We start from the raw sequence: 19,208 nt of genomic DNA on the forward strand, positions 1-19,208 counted from the left end.
TATGTAAAAAATAATAGCGGGATTCTACGTAAGCTGTTGAGGAAGGGCAAGCCAAAGTGAGTGAGAATTTAACCAATAAAGGGGCGTGTGCCCCTGTTAATTATTCTGCATTAATAGTTAAGGTAATGCCATTTGCATTACGATAACCTTTAATATCTATGTACCATAAACCTGCTTGGGGTGCAGAGACAGTACATGTTTCTGTGTTGCCATTTTTATAAGGGCGACACACATATTGTGTATTAGATGATGGCGCATCAAAATTTAAATACAAATCAGCATCGCCAGTTCCACCTGAAATAGCAACATTTAGCGAAGAATAGCCTGCAACTAAACGTTGTTCATAACGCTGCCAATCACCAGTATTTACGCTAATGTTATCTTCTACGCGATTGATAGGCTCTAAAGCACCAGCTTGCTCAAAACTACCTATCAAAGAAATATTGTTAATTGCGCTATATGCCTCAACCATTACATAGTAAGTTCCATCATCGCTTGTAGGAATATCACAACGTTCATTACTTGTGGCAGACGTACTTTTACAATCGAAATCGCTTAATGTTGGCGCCTGATTAAACTTAACGTATAAATCGGCATCGCCATTATCACCTGAGGTTTCAAAGCTTAAATTTTGCGCTCCTTTTGGTACATTCAATGTATAGATAAGCTGCTCTTTAGCAGTGGCATTGATACCAGAAATTGGCTCACCATTTACTAACTCATTATTACTTGGCGGTGTTACATCACCAGCATTCTTTGCCAATTCAGCTACAAAGCTTACAGCTAAGTTAGCAAATTTTATTGCATGATCAGCATCGAAATTACTGTCATTTTGTGTATGAATGAGTGGATTAATATCATTCATTTTTGATTCAAACGGCATAGAGGCAGCAAAGCCTTGTTGGTACCATGAAGCATGATCGGAGCAACCATAACCACATTGGTCAAAGCCATAACTAATTTGGGGTAAGTATGTGTCTATAAGCTGCGCTAAAAACTGGTTTTGAGCATTATTTGTGTAGTCCGTCATCATAATAATATCTTCGATACTGCCGTTGTTGCCGGTCATATCAAATTGCACCATACCCACTACATTTTTACCCTGCGCACGATAACTACTGGCTATATCTTTAGAGCCTCTCAGACCTACTTCCTCTGCCGCAAATGCCATAATTTTAATGGTTTTTTGCGGCTTATAATTTGTTTCAACTATCGCTTTTAAAGCTTCAGTTAACACTGCAATACCCGATGCGTTATCATCCGCGCCAGGAGAGCGTCCTTGTGCAGGATTCGCTTGGTTAATCGAATCTAAATGGCCTCCAATAACTACAAGCTCATCTGCATTTTCAGCACCGGCAATGGTTACAATGACGGATGATTGCGCCCAACTATGCTGATAACTTTCAATGGTTATATCACTTCGGGTAGTTGCAATTTGTTGCCAATAACTTTGCAACCATTGTGAAGCATCAACACCGGTTTGCGAGGTATAATAACGATTATTAAAGTTAGTCAGTGAATTTACTGTGCTTTGTAAGTTAATCGGACTTTGTGCATTAATTAAACTTTGTACCGTCTGCGCATTATCAATAGAATAATTGTAAGCTAATAATGCTTGGCTATTTTGAACGACCGCTAATTGTTTTGCGTAATCACTCGCTTCTTCAAACGAGCTATGAGCAACAAACCCACCACAACGATTGTAGTTATGATGCATAAACTCACTCAAATTATTTACCGCGTTACTAGGTACACTGAGTAAATCAACATCTGGTATAGGGCTTGATTTTCTATGAGAAAAAGGTATTTTTTGTAAAAATGTACCTTGTTCATGTTGATAATGCTGGGCTGCAGTTGAATCAATAGTTACCCAAATATTGTCTGGATTTTCATTTGCTAAGCAATTAAAACTCATAGTTAAAGTAGTAATAACTGCTAGTTGTTTAAAGTAATTCATAAATATTCCTTATCATTTCACTTTTGTTTTAAGCATTAAAAAAAGGGGCTAAGCCCCTTTTATAACTATGCCTAATTAGCAGTTATATTGAGTGTTACACCGCTTGCTATGCTGTAGCCTCTAAGATCAATGTACCAAGTACCCGATTGCGGGTTCTCAAATGTACACTCTTCATTGTTGCCATTTTTGTAAGGTCTACATAAATATGAAGACGTACTTGAAGGCGAACCAAAGTTTACATAAAGATCAGCATCACCACTGCCACCAGCAATACTAATATTTAAAGTGCTATACCCTGCGGATAAATCTTGAGTGAAGCGACTCCAGTTATTAGTTGTCACATTAATATTAGACTCAGTTCTGTTGATAGGAGTTACCCCACCATTATCACCTGAGTAACTACCCGTTAATGATACGCCAGATATAGCATTCCATGCTTCAACCATTACATAATAAGTTCCCGCTTGTGCATTACTTATGTTACAGCTTTCTGTACTAGTAGATGTTGTGCTATTACAGTCGTAACTATTTAAGGTCGGTCGGCTGGCAAATTTAACGTATAAGTCTGCATCACCTGAGCCGCCAGTAGTATTGAACTGAAGATTTGTCGCGCCAGCGGGAACATCTAAAGTAAAGAATAGTTGCTCTTTTTCAGCGCCACTGATACCCGTACGCGCTACCCCATTGGTTAATGCTTCATCGTCAGTCGGTGGTTGTGTTGTTGCACATTCACTACCTGAACTAAGATTTGAATTAACCCCAACGGCAGCTAAAGCAGCTTTAACATCATTTGGGTCATAATTTAAATCACAGGCTGCATCCATAACCCCGTTACCGGCTAAATCCCAGCCTACACCCGCACTCCAATATAGTTGGTTGGCACGAGCCATTACGATAAAGGCTTTTTGCGTATCCCAACCCGGCGAAGTTGCTAAATTATAAAATGCCTTATTATAAACCCCTGAACTATAATGAACGTCCATACCTGAATAATAGTTGCTTTGGTTATCTATTGAACGGCCATCTTGGGTAGGGTTATTCATGTAACGCAGCGCACCATTACCTTTAAAAATATCCTTACCAACTAGCCAATCGTTGCTGCCTTTCATATAAAATTCAGCAGCTTCACCAGCCATATCCGAAAATGCTTCATTTAATCCACCTGGTTTACCATTGTAAATCAAACCTGAGTTTTGCTCAGTAAAGCCATGGCTAACTTCATGTGCAGATACATCTAAACTTACCAATGGATAAAACGTATTTTGGCCATCGCCAAAGGTCATTGCACTGCCATCCCAAAATGCATTTTCATAATTACTTGAATAATGAACGCGCATTTGTAACTGAAAACTCAAGGGTGCTGTACCTACCCAATCGTTATACATATTAAAAATAACGTTCCCAAAAAAATGAGCATCATTTAGCGGTGAATATGCGCCATTAATTTCTTTGACCGTATTCTCAGGACACGTAAATGAATGTGCGGAAGAGCCACTCGTTCCACCATTTAAATTAATAGTACGAACATTTGCGTTATTCATGGTACAAGTATTACCCGATTGGCTAACATCTAGACTGTCAAAATCAGTTCCATAAATATACTTGCCTGTCTTTAGATTTCCGCCAGGACCTGTTGCATTGGCATGTTGTAAGTTATCGTAACTAAGTAATACCTCACCAGTATTAGCATCAATGATCTGATATGGTCTTGATGGTGACTTACCATAAGTAACATAAGACACCTCATAAACTAAATGCGCCTTATTCTGATCGTCAACCCAAATAGCGAGTCTTGATTGCTCGTTATGTTTTTTCAAGCCGACTGATTTTGCTGCAATGCCTGTTTTTGACCCTTTTAAAATCGCATCTTTTTTTGTCAACTTAGCTGAAACGTCCGCTAAATCTTCATCAATGTTGTAAACAGCGGCGCCATGGGCTTTTTTAAGCATCCCATTATTAAATGTTAAGCTGACTGTATCACCAATAACAGGAATGCCTTGATACGTTTGTTGGTAACGACGTGTTACTTCACCGTTATTGCTAGTAAACTCTTTTAATACAACTAATTCGTTCCCTACACTTAACCCAATCAACTGATTTGGACTTACCGATAGCAAGGAAGCAGAGTTTGATTGCACCATGTTATTAATTGTCGGTTGTTGATTTAGATACTTCTTATTCGCAGCTACTGCATTTGTTGCTTGAACCAAGGTTAAAGCAGCAAAAGTTGCTATTGTGATTTTAGATAAATTCACGTTTACGCTCCGTTAAAGTTTAAGTTTTTAGTATATTTGTATTAACCGGTACACCTTGTACCCGATTAGGGATCAGCATAGACCGCAAACTGACATAACGAAAATTAAACATTTAATTTACAATTAAAGTATTAGTAAAGATATTTAGTGCTTTATTTACAATTAGTTATAATTAATCGTATTTATAGCAAAAACAATATATAACATTATGTATACATATATTTACATTTTAAAAATTCAACGATGGGATTAGTTTTATAAGTTAGACTAGTAAATATTCATCACTCAACGATGACTAAAAAGTCGCGTTCTTGCTGTAAAAATTTAAACTAATGTGATTTGTAGAGAGTTAAACGGAATTTAAGCTGAGGGCTTAATTAAGTGAAGGAGGTTTTGTAATTACCTTTATACTCTGACAGGCAATCAGCTTTATTTAAGCCCATGTATCTAGATGGGGTTTGTCGTCATCTTCTTCAGCGGTGTTATTGCGCGATTTATTTTCGTCAAACGACAGCTTATGTTGTTTTTCTACCTCCTTTTTTCTTCGCTCTTCTAGCTCTACTTTTTTGGCACTGGCACTTTGTTGAACCCCTGCAATATGAAAAGCCCCTTTAGATTCAAGCGTCAAACGCGTAATAGGCCCTAAATAAGGGATCATTATATCCATGCATGCCTCCATTGAATTGAACGTAATTTAATCACTATAAAGCTGTTGATAAATAAAGCAATACTCTAATTATTATCGGCAGTTATAAGATATTCTTTAATTAAAGAATATTTTTCTTGCCATGATGTTAGTGAATGTGTTTTTATAAATGCGAAATTTATTAAACAAACAGCAGCTAAGCGTTAACATAGTAACGAATAGCTAAACAGGATATAAAAATGCTTAATTCACTGACAGTTGTACATCACCACCATCATTCATCGGAATAACCTGTCAGGTCTTTCGCTGAGAGGTTGTTCCTAAAAGGAAACCTCTGGCGAATCAACATACCAAGATTCATTTTCGCCCTGAGGTTTCCTCGGGGTTTTTAGTTTTTAAATTAAAGGAAAATGAGTAATGAATAATAGTAATCGTCTTCGTATCGCCATTCAAAAAGGCGGCCGCCTATCTAAAGATTGTCAAGATCTGCTTAAACAACTGGGTGTAAAACTCAATCTTCGTGAGCAGCGCCTAATAGCACACTCAACCAACATGCCTATCGACGTTTTGCGTGTGCGCGATGACGATATTCCAGGCTTAGTTATGGATGGTGTATGTGATTTAGGTATTGTTGGCGAAAACGTATTAGTTGAAGTACAAGCAGAAAGAGAACGCCAAGGTGTACCGAGTGAAGTAACAAAGCTTGCTAAACTTGACTTTGGCTACTGTCGTTTAGCACTTGCATGGCCACAAGAACTTGGTAAACAAGACAAAAGCTGGTTTGAAGGCAAACGCATAGCAACCACTTACCCAGAAATTTTAAGTCAATACCTAAAACGCGAAGGCATTAACGCCAGTACAGTAATGTTAACCGGTTCAGTGGAAGTAGCACCACGAGCAGGACTTGCCGATGCTATTTGTGATTTAGTTTCTACAGGCGCAACACTTGAAGCAAATGGCTTAATGCAGGGTGATACCATTTTAGAGTCAAATGCTTGTTTAATCCAAAACACTCAACTACAAGATCCTGAAAAATTAGCGCTCATCAATAAACTAATGCCGCGTTTACGTGGTGTAAAGCAAGCTAAAGAAAGCAAATACATTATGTTACACGCACCAAAAGACAAGCTTGATGAAATTTGTGAAATTTTACCTGGCGCTGGGCAACCTACATTACTGGCTCTTGCGGGTAATGATGAATATGTTGCCCTACACATGGTGAGCAGTGAAACCCTGTTTTGGGAAACCATGGAACAACTTAAGGCCCTTGGTGCCAATTCTATTTTAGTTATGCCAATTGAAAAAATGATGGAGTAACAACAATGCTTCGTTGGAATGAGGAATCATCACAAGTTCAAGCAGCGGCGCTTATGCGCCCTGCTGTATCAGCGAGTGAAAAAGTAGAAAGCATTTGCCAGACTATTTTGGCAAAAGTTAATGCGCAAGGCGATGCCGCTTTACTTGCATTAGCAAAAGAGTTCGATAACCGAGCCGAGCCGCGTTTACGTGTACCACTTGATGAAATTAATGCCGCTGAGAAAATGCTAAGCCCAGAGCTTAAGTATGCAATTGATACCGCTTATGCCAATGTGAAATGTTTTCACCAAGCGCAACTACCAAAAGATATTAAGTTATCGACTCAACCCGGCGTTGACTGTGAACTAAAATATCAAGCCATCGAAGCAGTCGGTATTTATGTACCTGGCGGAAGTGCCCCTCTTCCGTCATCGGTTATTATGCAAGGTGTATTGGCGCAGTTAAGCGGTGCAAAAACCGTAGTACTAACCACACCAGTACAAGGTGATAAAGCAATTAACCCGGCTATTTTATATGCCGCTAAATTATGTGGTATCACTACAATTATTGAAAGCGGCGGTGCAGGCGCGATAGCTGCTATGGCCTATGGCACAGAGTCTGTTCCTAAAGTAAATAAAATTTTTGGCCCAGGTAACAGCTTTGTCACTATGGCAAAACAGTTAGTCGCACAAACGATTCCAGGTATGGCGATTGATATGCCAGCAGGGCCATCAGAAGTGTTAGTGATTGCAGATGAACGTGCAAACCCAGAGTTTATTGCTGCCGACTTACTGTCTCAAGCAGAACACGGGGCTGACTCACAAGTTATTTTATTATGTAACAGTGAAACCATTATTGAACAAACGCAAGATGCACTCACACGTCAACTTGCCAACTTAAGCCGAAAAGACACTGCCGAACAGGCATTGGCTAATTCGTCACTTATTCTAGTTGATTCAGTAGCCCAAGCGTTTGACGTATCAGCGCAATATGGGCCAGAGCACTTAATATTACAGCTTGGCGATGCCACTCCTTATTTAGATAAAGTAAAGAATGCAGGCTCTGTATTTGTTGGCGATTACACCCCAGAGTCAGCGGGCGATTATGCCTCAGGCACTAATCACGTGTTACCCACTTATGGTTACAGTGCAACTTACTCTAGCTTGAATTTACTTGATTTTTTCCGTACTTACACAGTACAAACTATCAGTAAACAAGGCTTAACTGAGCTTTCAAAAGCTATTTTACCCTTAGCAGATGCAGAAGGCCTAGATGCCCACGCTAATGCGGTTTCAATTCGTTTAGAGGCAATAAAAAATGAGCAATGAGAGCGGCTTATTACCTGATAATATTGCAGCGCTTGCTGCGTATAGCTCAGCTAAAAGTGAAAAACTAACCGGCACAACCTGGCTTAATGCGAACGAAAGCCCGTATGCTAAAAACCTTGAAATAACAATTGAAGACTTGAATCGTTACCCCGATCCTCAGCCTCAATTGGTTATTGACCGCTACGCTGCCTATGCTGAGCTTGAAAACGAAAATGTATTAATGACTCGCGGCGCAGATGAAGGCATTGAATTATTAGTACGTACCTACTGTGAACCGTCAAAAGACAGCATTGCACTATTTTTACCAACATATGGTATGTACAAAGTAACGGCCGATACACACAACGTCGCAATCAATGGCCTAACACAAGCGCTTTTATTAAATGCCAGCGTGGATGAAATAGTTGCCGCTGTGGGTAGCTCAAAACTAGTGTTTATTTGTAATCCAAATAATCCAACTGGAAGCTTAACGCCGCTAGATAAAGTAAAAGCCATTGCCACTGCGCTTGCAGGTAAAGCATTAGTGATTGTTGATGAAGCCTATATAGAGTTTTGTCCAGAGCAAAGTGCAACACAACTTATAAACGAGTTCAGTAATATTGTTGTGCTTCGTACACTCTCAAAAGCGTTTGCACTTGCGGGTTTAAGAACAGGGTTTACTCTCGCTCAGGCCAGTGTATTAGCGCCTATTCGTAAAGTCATTGCACCGTATCCGGTATCGGGTGTGGTGGCCAGCATTGCAGCGCAAGCCATTGCCCCTGATGCGATTACCTCAATGCGTCGCCAAGTGACGATTTTAAATAGCTTAAAGTTAAAGCTTATTGACTGGTTAAACGCCTCTCCTGCAGTATTAAAAATACTCACTGGTGAAGGCAACTTCGTTACTTTAAAATTAACGAACAAAGATTACTTTAAACAAGCGCTTAAACAAGGCTTAGTAATGCGCGCCTTCACCTTATTTAATGAAGACGACTGGCTACGTATTTCAATTGGTAATGAACAAGAATTAGAACAAGTAAAAATTTGGTTAGATGGCCTGCAATTGCCACAAACCGCAGCACAACAGGAAGTATCATGAGTAACCCCTATTTATTTATAGACCGCGATGGCACTATTATTGAAGAGCCAATCACCGATAAACAAGTCGACAGCCTTGAAAAACTAGCGTTTTTACCAGGTGTCATTCCTGCCTTATTGCAACTGCAAGCCGCAGGCTATCGCTTAGTGATGGTATCGAATCAAGATGGCTTGGGCACAGACAGCTTCCCAACTGCCGATTTTGACATTGCGCAAGACAAAATGATGGACATCTTACAAAGCCAAGGCATCAGCTTTGAGTCAGTATTAATTTGCCCACATTTTGATGAACAAAACTGTGATTGCCGTAAACCAAAAACAGGCTTACTAACCGAACTGATGCGCTCAGGCAAAGTTGATTTAGCACGTTCTTTTGTGATTGGTGATCGCCAAACCGATATTGGCCTTGCGCAAAACTTATGTTGTGAAGGTATTTTATATGATGGTAGCTGGCCTGCCATTGTCACTAAGCTGACCACAGCCAACCGTGAAGGCCGTGTGACACGCAACACTAAAGAAACACAAATAGATGTAGCGGTTAACCTTGATCAAACGAAAAATGGCAGCATCGAAACTGGCCTAGGTTTTTTTGATCACATGCTGGATCAAATTCGCACTCACGCCAATATTGGCTTAAATATTAAAGCCAAAGGCGATTTACACATAGACGAGCACCACCTTGTTGAAGACATTGGTATTGCTTTAGGTGTTGCCCTTAAACAAGCGCTTGGCACCAAATCGCAAATTGCGCGTTATGGTTTTGCCTTGCCTATGGATGAATGTAAAGCCGAGGCACAAATTGATTTATCAGGTCGGGCATCATTTGTATTAAACGCCAACTTTAGCCGTGAAAAAGCCGGTGATTTAGACGTACAAATGGTTGAACACTTTTTTAAAAGTTTAAGTGATAACGCCGCAATTAGCCTTATTTTATCGGTAAGTGACGGCAACTGTCATCACCAGGTGGAAGGCTTATTTAAAGCGTTTTCTCGTGCTTTGCGCATGGCTATTGCGCAAGATACCAGCCAACAAACAGCCAGCTCTAAGGGATGTTTATGATAGCGATAATTAATACCGGTTGTGCCAATATTAACTCAGTGCGGTTTGCATTTGAGCGTTTAGGGCAAAACCCTACGGTGATTACTTCGCCAGAACAATTAGCAGGCTATGAACGTGCTATTTTACCCGGTGTTGGTCATGCATCTGTTGCTATGAAGCGTTTGGTTGATAATGGTTGGCAGCAAGCAATTAACGAATATCAGCGCCCGCTAATGGGAATTTGCTTAGGCATGCAACTACTGTGTGAAAGCACTGAAGAAGGTAACGTGCAATGCTTAGGTAAAATACCAGGCCAAGTAAAATCACTGGATGTAGGGAGTTTAACGTCACCGCATATGGGCTGGAATAACCTATCTGTTCAACAAGCGCACCCGTTGACTCAAGGTTTGCACGCAGACGATCAGGTTTATTATGTGCACAGTTTCGCCCATACCGTTAATAACGCCACACTAGTCAGCAGCGAATACGGGCAAACATTTTCTGCAATTGTAGCTAAAGACAATTATGCAGGCATGCAATTTCACCCTGAACGCAGCGCTAAAGTGGGCACGCGTTTATTACAAAATTTTATTGATTGGCAACTTTAGGTTGCTCTTCATGCTTTTAAAAGAGAAATACAGTGATTATTCCAGCATTAGATGTATTACAAAATCAAATTGTCCGTTTGTATCAAGGTAAATACGATACTGCACAGTTTTATCCCTTTGAGCTTGGTGCTCGCTTAAAAGAGTATGCCGACAGTGGTGCCACTAAATTACATTTAGTTGATTTAGAAGGTGCACGGGATCCAAGTAAAAAACAGTGGCAACATATTCAAGCAGCAACAAAAGCTCTCAATGTACCTTACCAAGTAGGTGGCGGTATTCGTTCAGAGCAAGACGTGAGAGATTGGCTAAAAGCAGGTGCAAACCAAGTGGTTATTGGCTCAATGGCGGTTGAAAAGCGTGAGCAAGTGAAAGCTTGGATTGAACAATTTGGCGCCGAGCACTTTGTAATTGCCCTTGATGTAAATAAAACAGCCACAGGATGGGCACCTGCTACTCACGGTTGGCTAAGTGAATCTGAGTTTGGTTTACTTGAGCTTGTTGATTTTTACGTTGCTCTGGATGTTATTGACTTTTTATGCACGGACATCAGCAAAGATGGCACCATGTCAGGCCCTTCTTTTGCGCTTTATGAAGATTTAATTAATCATAATGCAAATATTAAAGTGCAAGCCTCAGGTGGGGTAAGCTCGTTAGATGATATTAAAAAGCTCAATGAACTTGGTGTGGGCGGCGTAATTTTAGGTAAGTCACTACTTGATGGAGCATTTAGTGTTGAGGAGGCGTTAGCATGTTATCAAAACGCATAATCCCGTGTTTAGATGTAAAGGACGGCCAAGTAGTAAAAGGCGTTAAATTTAAAGGCCATGAAATAGTGGGCGATATTTTAACAATGGCAAAAGCATACAGCGATGCTGGTGCCGATGAACTGGTTTTTTACGAAATCAGCGCAAGTGTTGAAAAGCGCCTACTTGATGTTAACTGGGTTGAAAACATTGCCCGCCACATTGATATTCCATTTTGTGTGGCTGGCGGTATTAAATCGGTAGCCGATGCAGCACGGGTTTTAGAGCGTGGTGCCGATAAAATAAGTATCAACAGCCCTGCTATTGCACGCCCTGAACTCATAAAAGAGCTACACGATGAATTTGGTAAGCAATGTGTTGTTGTAGGTATTGACAGCTTTTACGATGAAGTAACCGGCGAATACTTAGTGTATCAATTAACCGGCGATCCTAATGCATCAAGCCGCACCCGTTATAAAACCGAAGAATGGGTTAAACGCGTACAAGACTTAGGTGCAGGCGAAATCGTTTTAAATTGTATGAACCAAGATGGTGTTCGCAACGGTTACGACAACGAGCAACTCAGCAAAATACGCCAGCTGTGTGATATTCCTTTAATCGCCTCAGGCGGTGCAGGCAGTATGCAAGACTTTGTTGATGTCTTTCAACAAAGCGAAGTCGATGGCGCATTGGCAGCAAGCGTTTTTCACAAAAATGTGATTAACATTGGCGAATTAAAACAATATTTAACCGATAACCAAGTGGCAGCAAGATTATGCAATTAACACAACAAAACCAAACCCAAGTTGATTTTGCTAAAAGCGAAATGATCCCTGCTATTGTTCAAGATGCCCGCTCTGGCGTTATTTTAATGCAAGGCTTTATGAACAGCGAAGCGTTAAAAGTTACGCTTGAGAGCAATAAAGTGACCTTTTATTCGCGCTCTAAATCGCGTTTATGGACCAAAGGCGAGTCATCAGAAAACTTTTTAAACGTGGTATCGGTGCATACCGATTGTGACTACGACTCAATTTTAGTAATGGCTAACCCAGAGGGCCCAACGTGCCACTTAGGCACACAAAGCTGCTTTGGCGATGATGCTAAACCAAGCTTAAGCTTTTTAGCACAATTAGAAGATGTCATTGTTGAGCGTAAAAATGATGACCCATCAAAAAGCTACACTGCGTCACTGTTCGCAGAAGACTTAAGCCGTAGCTGTCAAAAAGTAGGTGAAGAAGGTGTAGAAGTGGCACTTGCAGCAATGAAACATGACAACAATGAACTTACCAACGAATCGGCCGATTTGTTGTATCACCTCGTTGTACTACTACAACGCCAAGGGTTAGAACTCACTGATGTAGTTGCTTGCCTACAAGGTCGTCATAAGTAAATACAACGATTACTGTGTGCGCCATTATGTGGCGCACATCGTTATAAAAAGCCATAATTTTTCTTTTTAATTCAGCCTCTCAATAGCATTTAATCCCTCCCTTAGGTATCCTTTAACTAGGGTCTGCTGACCTTTGCGGATTAATATTTGTTCAAACTAGGGGCGGTTTAATCGCGGCGCGAGGTTTGCAACCTAGTGGGCTCGATAACTGCTCCTGCGTTATTCTACTGGCTTACATCCATGTAAGAATAAGTAAAAACCGAGCAAAGCTTCCGCGTCCTGCTCACGCCCCTTACCTACATCCATGTAGGCAACAAAGAGTAAATAGCCTCTAGGCAGAACCCTTCGGGTAGCGCCTGTTTGGCATTGATGCTGCGTTATCGCCTATATATGTGGAATATTCACACTACTTAGGCTCTTCCTTGCCTAAATACCAAACAGACTGCTGCAAATTTAATCTCAAAAGGTCAACAGTCCCTAATTAACTTTGACTAAATTATTTATGCTTACCCGGTAACATAGAGCCCAATACGCCATCTTGCTTTATTAAACCATGATAAAGTGCAGCGCTTACATGCATAAAAATAAACAGTAAAAATGCATAAGCAATGAGGCCATGTGCTTCACGAAAAAACGCATAGGTCTCAATATTTTTACTAACTAAATTAGGCAAAGTAAATATACCAAAAAAGCTCACAGAACGTTCGTCAGCACTTTGCATTAACCAGCCTGAAATTGGCATTAAAATCATAGACGCATATAAGCCCACTTGGGTTAAATGTGCCGCTAAAGCTTGTGCTTTAGGCACACTTTGGGGTAATGCAGGGCTTTTATGCAGTACTTTATTAATTAATCTTATCGCCACTAATATCAGTGCTAACACGCCAAACGATTTATGTAGTTGTATAGCTTCTAATTGCCATACGGCTAAACTTTGTACCATCGATAAACCAAGAAATAACATAGAAAGTATAATTAATGCCATTGCCCAGTGAATCAGCATACTCGACGCTGAGTATTTAGTAATTGTGTTCATTGACTCGTTCCTGTGATTAATTATTTAAAAGTACTTCTCTAGCACGACGACGAAATGACTCTGCATAGGCAGCGCCACGGGCACGTAAAATAGGATCTGCACTTGGCTCAATACCTGTTGGTAATACCAGCGGATCAAAGTTCATGTTTTCACATACCCCACCCTCTTGTGCTTGCAAGCGTGATATTACTAACGCACCGGCGTTGATGGTTTTGCGCGATTGTGGCCATAAAACAGTTGGGTTGTTTTCATCATCTTCTTCGGTTGCAAAACTAAACAGCATATCGAACTTAACCGGAGCTTGAGCTACTTGGTCTTTAAGTTGTAGCTGCAATGCATCTGGTGAATCATTATTAAGAGGTTGGATGTTTTCATCACTTAATTGCGGTTTAGCTATCCAGCGTACTGCGTGCTTTTCATCATTTTTATCCACTAAATAAAACGCATTAATGCTGTGATACTGCTCAGTGGCAAAACTATTGGTTGGTGTATAGCTTGCCTTCCAGTTATTAAAAGCGGCACTTTCAGGGTGCGCTGCAAAAAACGCTTTAATTTTTTCTGGGCTACGCTTTTTAGTTACCGGATCGGGTGAAAGTGCTTGTAGTTGTTTAAAAAACGCATCTGGCGTAGCTACCGCCATAACCGGGGGCGTGTTCATTGCAACACGCCACTCTTGGTTATCATCGGTAGTTATAGAAAACGCTAAACTACGCACAGGTGCTTTTAAATCAGGTGCAGTTGGATTATTACCCGCGATAGAAAAGCGACCTACAAAAGGGGTGGCCCCTAAATCAAATACCTTAGCTTGCGAATACTTAGCAAGTTCACCCGTTGACTCAAAAGAGCCAGCTAAACAAATACCTTTTGCATGTGCACGACGAAACCCCTCATGGGCATTATCGCCTTGCTGTAAATTAACAAAACGCTGTGCAGTTACTACGTCACGATTAAATGCGCCGGTAAAATATAAAATCGTTAAAGCAAATAAAGTGATTATTGCCATTAAGGTGATTTTTTTACTCATGGTAGGATTAGACCTCGTGTGATTATTTTTTAATGGTTATGTTAGGAGTTATTCATAGTTAACATTACGTCTGTAAATAAATGGCTAACCATTACTGAGTGATGCCTTACGTTGAAGCGCTTTTATCAAGCGATACCAACATGACTTTTACAAGACCGCTGCTAAGCAATTAATATTTCAATTTAATTAATAAAAAATACAGTTTATGGTTTTAAATCTATAAACAACTTATGTTTACAGGCTTACACTTTTAAAAAACTGATTGTTAATTATACTTAGGCCTATATGAGCAAGTACTAAGTTGTAATTTTGGTGCTTTCTACACAATCAAACAAATTAATACAAAACCGTACAAGTAATAATAAACTGTTGAAATTAAAATGTTATTTATTGCTCATTAGCTAACGGCTGCTTCCATTCAAGTAGTCAGTAGTTACTACTTAAAACATTGCATTTAAGGTAAATTTGAAAACAAACTCAATTGGCTATTTTATAATTTTTAATTGCTTAAAAATGCCAACAATTAACAACGCACTTTTTATTTAAGGTAAACCAGATGATCAAAACACCTTGTTTTACTCAATTTAATTTGATTAGTATCATGTTTATATTTTTATTAGCCGGTTGCTCAGAAAGTGAAGTCAGCACGCAAAAACAAAACGAACCACGTGCGGTTAAACTAATAACCATAGGTGATGAGTCGCAATCAAAAACGCTCACCTACCCCGCCACTATCGACACTATAAATAGCTCAAAGCTTGCTTTTCAAGTTAGCGGAAAGCTAGAAACGCTTAACGTTATTGCCGCACAAAACGTAAAAAAAGGCGATGTAATAGCCGTATTGGAACAACGAAACTTTATTAATGAGGTTAAGTCGAGCAAAATTCAGTTTGAAACCGCCGACAATGATTACCAACGTGGTTTAAAGCTCGCTAAAGATGGGGTTATTTCACAACGAGATATAGAGCAACTAAAATCTAAAAAAGAAGTAGCAGAATCACAGTATGACTCAGCACAAAAAGCACTATCTGACAGTAAAATTATAGCGCCTTACGATGCCATTGTTGCTGAGGTACCAGTAAAGCAGCTTGAAAACATAAGCGCGGGTCAACATGTTGTTACTTTATTTGGTAAAGGCGAAATGGAAGCGGTGGTAAATATTCCCGCTTCAATTGTGGCCACGGTTGACTCTAAGCAAAACAATGTAGCGTCAGTTATTTTACAAAATGTATCGACTCCCCCCATTCCAGCAACATTTAGACGTGCCAATTTAGAAGCTGACTCTGCGAGTCAAACTTATGAAGTGCGATTTGCATTTGCTGTACCAAATAACCTTAATATATTGCCAGGTATGAATGCCAGTTTAAAACTTACACGTGAAGCCAGCTCAGCATCCACTCGTTTATTAGTGCCAACCTTTGCTATTTTTGAACAAAATGGTGAACACTTTGTATGGACGGTTGACGATCAAACTATGCAAGCTTCAAAAACTCCCGTTACTATTGAAAATGGCATTGGAGAACAACTTATTGTCACTGACGGTTTAAGTGCTGGCGATGTAATTGTTGGTGCAGGTGCAAACTATGTAACTGAGGGGATGAAAGTACGTCCTTGGACTAAAGCATAGGAGCGCGGTAATGGATTTAGCAAAATGGACAATCAATAATAAATTAATTAGCACCATACTCATTATTTTAACGCTAGGGTTTGGTTTTTCATCCTATAAAAATATGGCGCGGTTTGAAGACCCCGAATTTATAATTCGCACCGCGCAAGTGTTTGTCTCGTATTCAGGTGCAAGCCCGCTAGAAGTTGCAAAAGAAGTCACTGAGCCGCTTGAACGTGCAATTCAAGAACTACAAGAAGTTGATACTATATCATCCACCTCATCTACAGGTTTATCTGAAATTAAAGTAGAGATTAAATCAGAGTTTTCTCCGACTAAATCTGAGTTGCAAGTTATTTGGACTAAGCTAAGAAACAAAATAAATGACACACGTCCAACATTACCGCCTGGTACTGGCACGCCACAAGTTTATGACGATTTTGGTGATGTGTATGGCTTGAGCTATTTAATAACCGCCGAAGGGTACTCACCCGACGAGTTACATGCCTACGCTAAAGATTTGCAAAGTGACATTTTACAAGTAGAGGGCGTAGCCAAAGTTGCTATGACAGGCGTGCAGCAAGAAGGCATATTTGTAGAAATAGCTCGTGAAGAGTTAGCCTCTTTAGGCGTGTCTATTAATAATATTTACGGCATTTTAGATGAGCAAAACGCTGTATTGAGCGCTGGTAACACTCAAATTGGCGATCAACGTATTTTTATCGACCCTACCGGAGAAATAAACTCCGTTGATACCATTAAAAATCTATTGGTTAGTGCCAGCGGTGAAGGTAAAACAATTTATCTTAAAGATATTGCCAATGTATACCGTGGCTTTCAAAGTCCAGCAACCAAGTTAGTCCGTTATAACTCTAAACCTGCAATTTCACTTGGGGTCGCCAGTGTATTGGGTGCTAATGTGGTTAAAGTATTTGACCGCGTTGATGACAAAGTAAAACAAACTGAAAACCTCAGACCGCTGGGTATCACAGTGCATGAGTTTTACCACCAAGGTAAAGTAGTACAAGATTCAGTCGACAACTTTGTAGTGAATGTTTTAGTCGCACTGGTGATCGTAATGGTTACCCTGCTGCTATTTATGGGTTTGCGCTCAGGAATTATTATTGGCGCAGTATTACTGCTAACCATTTTTGCGACCCTTGCGACCATGGATTTGAGCGGTATACCCATGCATCGAATTTCTCTTGGAGCGCTGATTATCGCGTTAGGAATGATGGTTGATAACGCCATAGTTGTGACCGAAGGGATTTTAGTTGGTACACAAAAAGGCCGTAAAAAGTTAGACATTGCCAGCGAAGTCGTCAAGCAAACTAAGTGGCCACTACTGGGTGGTACCTTGGTAGGCATTGTTGCTTTTGCGCCTATTGGTCTTGCCCCAGGTGATACCGCTGAATTTACCGGTCATTTATTCTGGGTTATTTTAATTTCTTTATTATACAGCTGGTTATTTGCCATTACCCTAACTCCCTTATTTTGTTATTGCTTGTTTAAAGAGCAAGATAACGACACCTCAGGCTCAGCAAAACCGAATAAACTCATGGCGTTATATCAATCTGTTGTGGTTTCGGCATTGCATCACCGCTGGCTTAGTATTGCCATTGTGGTTGCCACTTTTAGTGTGTCTATGTGGGGGTTTCAATTTGTAAAATCAGGTTTTTTCCCAGCTTCTACCACACCGCAAATGGTGGTTGATTTTTGGCTACCACAAGGCACCGATATTGAAAAAACCAAAAGAGATATGCTCAAGTTAGAGAAATTTGTAAAGCAACAAAATGGCGTTGAAGGTATACAAACGCTTATTGGCGGCGGCGGTCTTCGCTACATGCTTATTTATGGTAGTGAGTCACCAAATAGTTCTTATGGGCAAATTTTAGCTAAAGTCGATGACTACAAAAAGCTAGATCAACTTTTACCTACCGTACAAAATTACATTGACGATAACTTTGTCGATGCTCAAGGCAAAGCATGGCGCTTTGTAATGGGCCCTGGTGGGGGCTCTAAAATAGAAGCCACATTTAAAGGGCCCGACCCAGATGTATTAAGAGAGCTAGCTGCACAAGCAAAAGGAATATTAATTGATGATGGCGGCGCTCTATCAATTAAAGATACATGGCGACAACGCATTAGTGTTATTGAGCCACAGTATTCTGCCATTAATGCACAGCGCGCTGGTGTAACGCGTAAAGCGGTTGCTGAAGCCTTACAGCAAAATTTTTCGGGGCAAATCGTTGGGCAGTATCGTGAAGGTGAAGAGCTCATTCCTATTATTGTTAGAGCGCCACAAGCTGAACGTGTAGACATAAACGATATTGGAAATATTCAAGTGCAAAGCAATATAACCGGTGAAACACTGCCCCTTGCGCAAGTAACCAATGGGTTTAAAACCGTCTGGCGCGATGGTATTTTAAAGCGTGAAGACCGCGAATGGACTATAAAAGCCCAAGCCGATCCACTACCAGGTGAACTAGCCTCAGAGTTATTTAATCGGGTAAGGCCTAAAATAGAAGCCATTGACCTACCTCAAGGGTATCGACTTGAATGGGATGGCGAATACGGACAATCGAAAGAATCTAACGAAATGCTGGCCTCAACTATTCCGCTGGGCTTTTTAGCCATGGTGCTGATTGTTATTGTGTTATTTAACGCTTTAAAACAACCAATTATTATTTGGCTTGTCGTGCCATTAGCCTTAATTGGTGTTGTTTTTGGACTGGTAACCACACAAATTCCACTAGAGTTTATGGGCATATTAGGATTGCTATCGCTCTCTGGTTTGTTAATTAAAAATGCCATTGTATTAGTAGATCAAATGGACATGGAAATTCGCCAAGGTAAAGCTGCATATAATGCCATTATCGATTCGGCAAATAGTCGGGTAAGACCGGTAATGATGGGAACACTGACCACGGTGTTAGGGGTTATTCCACTGTATTTTGATGCATTTTTCCAATCAATGTCTGTGGTTTTAGTATTTGGATTACTGTTTGCTACCCTGCTGACTTTAATCGTGATACCCGTGCTATATGCTATTTTTATGAATGTTAAACAAAATCAGTAAGCGAGTAATTAAGCTCTAAATTGTAGGATTCGGTTAAACAATGTTCTGCTTTGACCGGATCCTTATTATACTTTAGTCAAAACTACAGTTAATTTAATAAACTTTATAGTAATTCTCATCCTTTA

At 40.2% G+C, this 19,208-nt stretch carries 15 protein-coding genes; 10 read left to right on the forward strand and 5 right to left on the reverse strand.

What is annotated here, in order from left to right; translation table 11 throughout:
- Window positions 1-100 precede the first annotated feature (100 nt).
- From CWB75_RS10160 to CWB75_RS10170, 3 genes are all read right to left on the reverse strand, one after another.
- Window positions 101-1,957 (reverse strand): M28 family metallopeptidase, encoded by a 1,857-nt coding sequence (locus CWB75_RS10160; protein WP_138570575.1) that lies wholly within the window; start codon window positions 1,955-1,957, stop codon window positions 101-103.
- Window positions 1,958-2,028: 71 nt separating this feature from the next.
- Window positions 2,029-4,212 carry a M4 family metallopeptidase gene (locus CWB75_RS10165; protein ID WP_138570576.1) on the reverse strand — a complete coding sequence of 728 codons (2,184 nt, stop codon included), beginning with the start codon at window positions 4,210-4,212 and terminating at the stop codon, window positions 2,029-2,031.
- Window positions 4,213-4,645: 433 nt separating this feature from the next.
- Window positions 4,646-4,879 carry a hypothetical protein gene (locus CWB75_RS10170; RefSeq protein WP_055012049.1) on the reverse strand — a complete coding sequence of 78 codons (234 nt, stop codon included), beginning with the start codon at window positions 4,877-4,879 and terminating at the stop codon, window positions 4,646-4,648.
- Window positions 4,880-5,275: 396 nt separating this feature from the next.
- On the opposite strand from CWB75_RS10170, the gene hisG reads away from it, so the two are divergent.
- The 8 genes from hisG to hisIE are packed head-to-tail and all read left to right on the forward strand — an operon-like array spanning window position 5,276 to window position 12,338.
- Window positions 5,276-6,175 (forward strand): ATP phosphoribosyltransferase, encoded by a 900-nt coding sequence (hisG, locus tag CWB75_RS10175; protein WP_076920229.1) that lies wholly within the window; start codon window positions 5,276-5,278, stop codon window positions 6,173-6,175.
- A 5-nt stretch (window positions 6,176-6,180) separates the two neighbouring features.
- Window positions 6,181-7,482 (forward strand): histidinol dehydrogenase, encoded by a 1,302-nt coding sequence (gene hisD, locus CWB75_RS10180; RefSeq protein WP_054201599.1) that lies wholly within the window; start codon window positions 6,181-6,183, stop codon window positions 7,480-7,482.
- On the forward strand, window positions 7,472-8,560 hold the full coding sequence (hisC, locus tag CWB75_RS10185; RefSeq protein ID WP_138570577.1) for a histidinol-phosphate transaminase: 1,089 nt from the start codon (window positions 7,472-7,474) through the stop codon (window positions 8,558-8,560). The genes hisD and hisC overlap by 11 nt, the downstream gene beginning before the upstream one ends.
- Window positions 8,557-9,618 (forward strand): bifunctional histidinol-phosphatase/imidazoleglycerol-phosphate dehydratase HisB, encoded by a 1,062-nt coding sequence (gene hisB / locus CWB75_RS10190; protein ID WP_010388866.1) that lies wholly within the window; start codon window positions 8,557-8,559, stop codon window positions 9,616-9,618. The genes hisC and hisB overlap by 4 nt, the downstream gene beginning before the upstream one ends.
- Window positions 9,615-10,205, forward strand: coding sequence for an imidazole glycerol phosphate synthase subunit HisH (hisH, locus tag CWB75_RS10195; RefSeq protein ID WP_054201601.1), 591 nt, complete (start codon window positions 9,615-9,617; stop codon window positions 10,203-10,205). The genes hisB and hisH overlap by 4 nt, the downstream gene beginning before the upstream one ends.
- A gap of 32 nt (window positions 10,206-10,237) precedes the next feature.
- Window positions 10,238-10,972: a 1-(5-phosphoribosyl)-5-[(5-phosphoribosylamino)methylideneamino] imidazole-4-carboxamide isomerase gene (locus CWB75_RS10200; RefSeq protein WP_138570578.1), complete on the forward strand. Its 735-nt coding sequence runs from the start codon at window positions 10,238-10,240 to the stop codon at window positions 10,970-10,972.
- Complete coding sequence (gene hisF / locus CWB75_RS10205; RefSeq protein WP_010388869.1) at window positions 10,954-11,733, forward strand: imidazole glycerol phosphate synthase subunit HisF; 780 nt, start codon at window positions 10,954-10,956, stop codon at window positions 11,731-11,733. Before CWB75_RS10200 ends, hisF begins: the two co-directional genes overlap by 19 nt.
- Entirely contained in the window at window positions 11,724-12,338 is a 615-nt protein-coding gene (gene hisIE, locus CWB75_RS10210; RefSeq protein ID WP_138570579.1) for a bifunctional phosphoribosyl-AMP cyclohydrolase/phosphoribosyl-ATP diphosphatase HisIE, read from the forward strand. Before hisF ends, hisIE begins: the two co-directional genes overlap by 10 nt.
- Before the next feature lie 496 nt (window positions 12,339-12,834).
- Here the strand turns inward: hisIE and CWB75_RS10215 are convergent, their stop codons facing one another.
- Together CWB75_RS10215 and CWB75_RS10220 are read right to left on the reverse strand one after the other, a co-directional pair.
- Window positions 12,835-13,374: a cytochrome b gene (locus CWB75_RS10215; protein WP_138570580.1), complete on the reverse strand. Its 540-nt coding sequence runs from the start codon at window positions 13,372-13,374 to the stop codon at window positions 12,835-12,837.
- 16 nt (window positions 13,375-13,390) lie between these two features.
- Window positions 13,391-14,398, reverse strand: coding sequence for a catalase family peroxidase (locus CWB75_RS10220; protein ID WP_138570581.1), 1,008 nt, complete (start codon window positions 14,396-14,398; stop codon window positions 13,391-13,393).
- Between the two features lie 556 nt (window positions 14,399-14,954).
- Between CWB75_RS10220 and CWB75_RS10225 the strand changes: the two genes are divergently transcribed.
- The gene (locus CWB75_RS10225; protein WP_138570582.1) at window positions 14,955-16,025 is read left to right on the forward strand and encodes an efflux RND transporter periplasmic adaptor subunit; all 1,071 of its coding nucleotides are present in this window, start codon (window positions 14,955-14,957) and stop codon (window positions 16,023-16,025) included.
- A gap of 10 nt (window positions 16,026-16,035) precedes the next feature.
- On the forward strand, window positions 16,036-19,083 hold the full coding sequence (locus CWB75_RS10230; protein WP_010388874.1) for an efflux RND transporter permease subunit: 3,048 nt from the start codon (window positions 16,036-16,038) through the stop codon (window positions 19,081-19,083).
- The last annotated feature ends 125 nt before the right edge of the window (window positions 19,084-19,208 follow it).

It is taken from the genome of Pseudoalteromonas sp. S1608, from assembly GCF_005887265.1.
GTDB classification, from domain to species: domain Bacteria; phylum Pseudomonadota; class Gammaproteobacteria; order Enterobacterales; family Alteromonadaceae; genus Pseudoalteromonas; species Pseudoalteromonas undina.

What these genes read in the sequence shown, in the direction of transcription:
- CWB75_RS10220 (WP_138570581.1), bottom strand. Translation starts at nt 14,398, where the DNA reads ATGAGTAAAAAAATCACCTTAATGGCAATAATCACTTTATTTGCTTTA.
- hisH (WP_054201601.1), top strand. Translation starts at nt 9,615, where the DNA reads ATGATAGCGATAATTAATACCGGTTGTGCCAATATTAACTCAGTGCGG.
- hisD (WP_054201599.1), top strand. Translation starts at nt 6,181, where the DNA reads ATGCTTCGTTGGAATGAGGAATCATCACAAGTTCAAGCAGCGGCGCTT.
- CWB75_RS10170 (WP_055012049.1), bottom strand. Translation starts at nt 4,879, where the DNA reads ATGGATATAATGATCCCTTATTTAGGGCCTATTACGCGTTTGACGCTT.
- CWB75_RS10215 (WP_138570580.1), bottom strand. Translation starts at nt 13,374, where the DNA reads ATGAACACAATTACTAAATACTCAGCGTCGAGTATGCTGATTCACTGG.
- CWB75_RS10160 (WP_138570575.1), bottom strand. Translation starts at nt 1,957, where the DNA reads ATGAATTACTTTAAACAACTAGCAGTTATTACTACTTTAACTATGAGT.
- hisB (WP_010388866.1), top strand. Translation starts at nt 8,557, where the DNA reads ATGAGTAACCCCTATTTATTTATAGACCGCGATGGCACTATTATTGAA.
- hisC (WP_138570577.1), top strand. Translation starts at nt 7,472, where the DNA reads ATGAGCAATGAGAGCGGCTTATTACCTGATAATATTGCAGCGCTTGCT.
- hisF (WP_010388869.1), top strand. Translation starts at nt 10,954, where the DNA reads ATGTTATCAAAACGCATAATCCCGTGTTTAGATGTAAAGGACGGCCAA.
- CWB75_RS10230 (WP_010388874.1), top strand. Translation starts at nt 16,036, where the DNA reads ATGGATTTAGCAAAATGGACAATCAATAATAAATTAATTAGCACCATA.
- hisG (WP_076920229.1), top strand. Translation starts at nt 5,276, where the DNA reads ATGAATAATAGTAATCGTCTTCGTATCGCCATTCAAAAAGGCGGCCGC.
- CWB75_RS10225 (WP_138570582.1), top strand. Translation starts at nt 14,955, where the DNA reads ATGATCAAAACACCTTGTTTTACTCAATTTAATTTGATTAGTATCATG.
- hisIE (WP_138570579.1), top strand. Translation starts at nt 11,724, where the DNA reads ATGCAATTAACACAACAAAACCAAACCCAAGTTGATTTTGCTAAAAGC.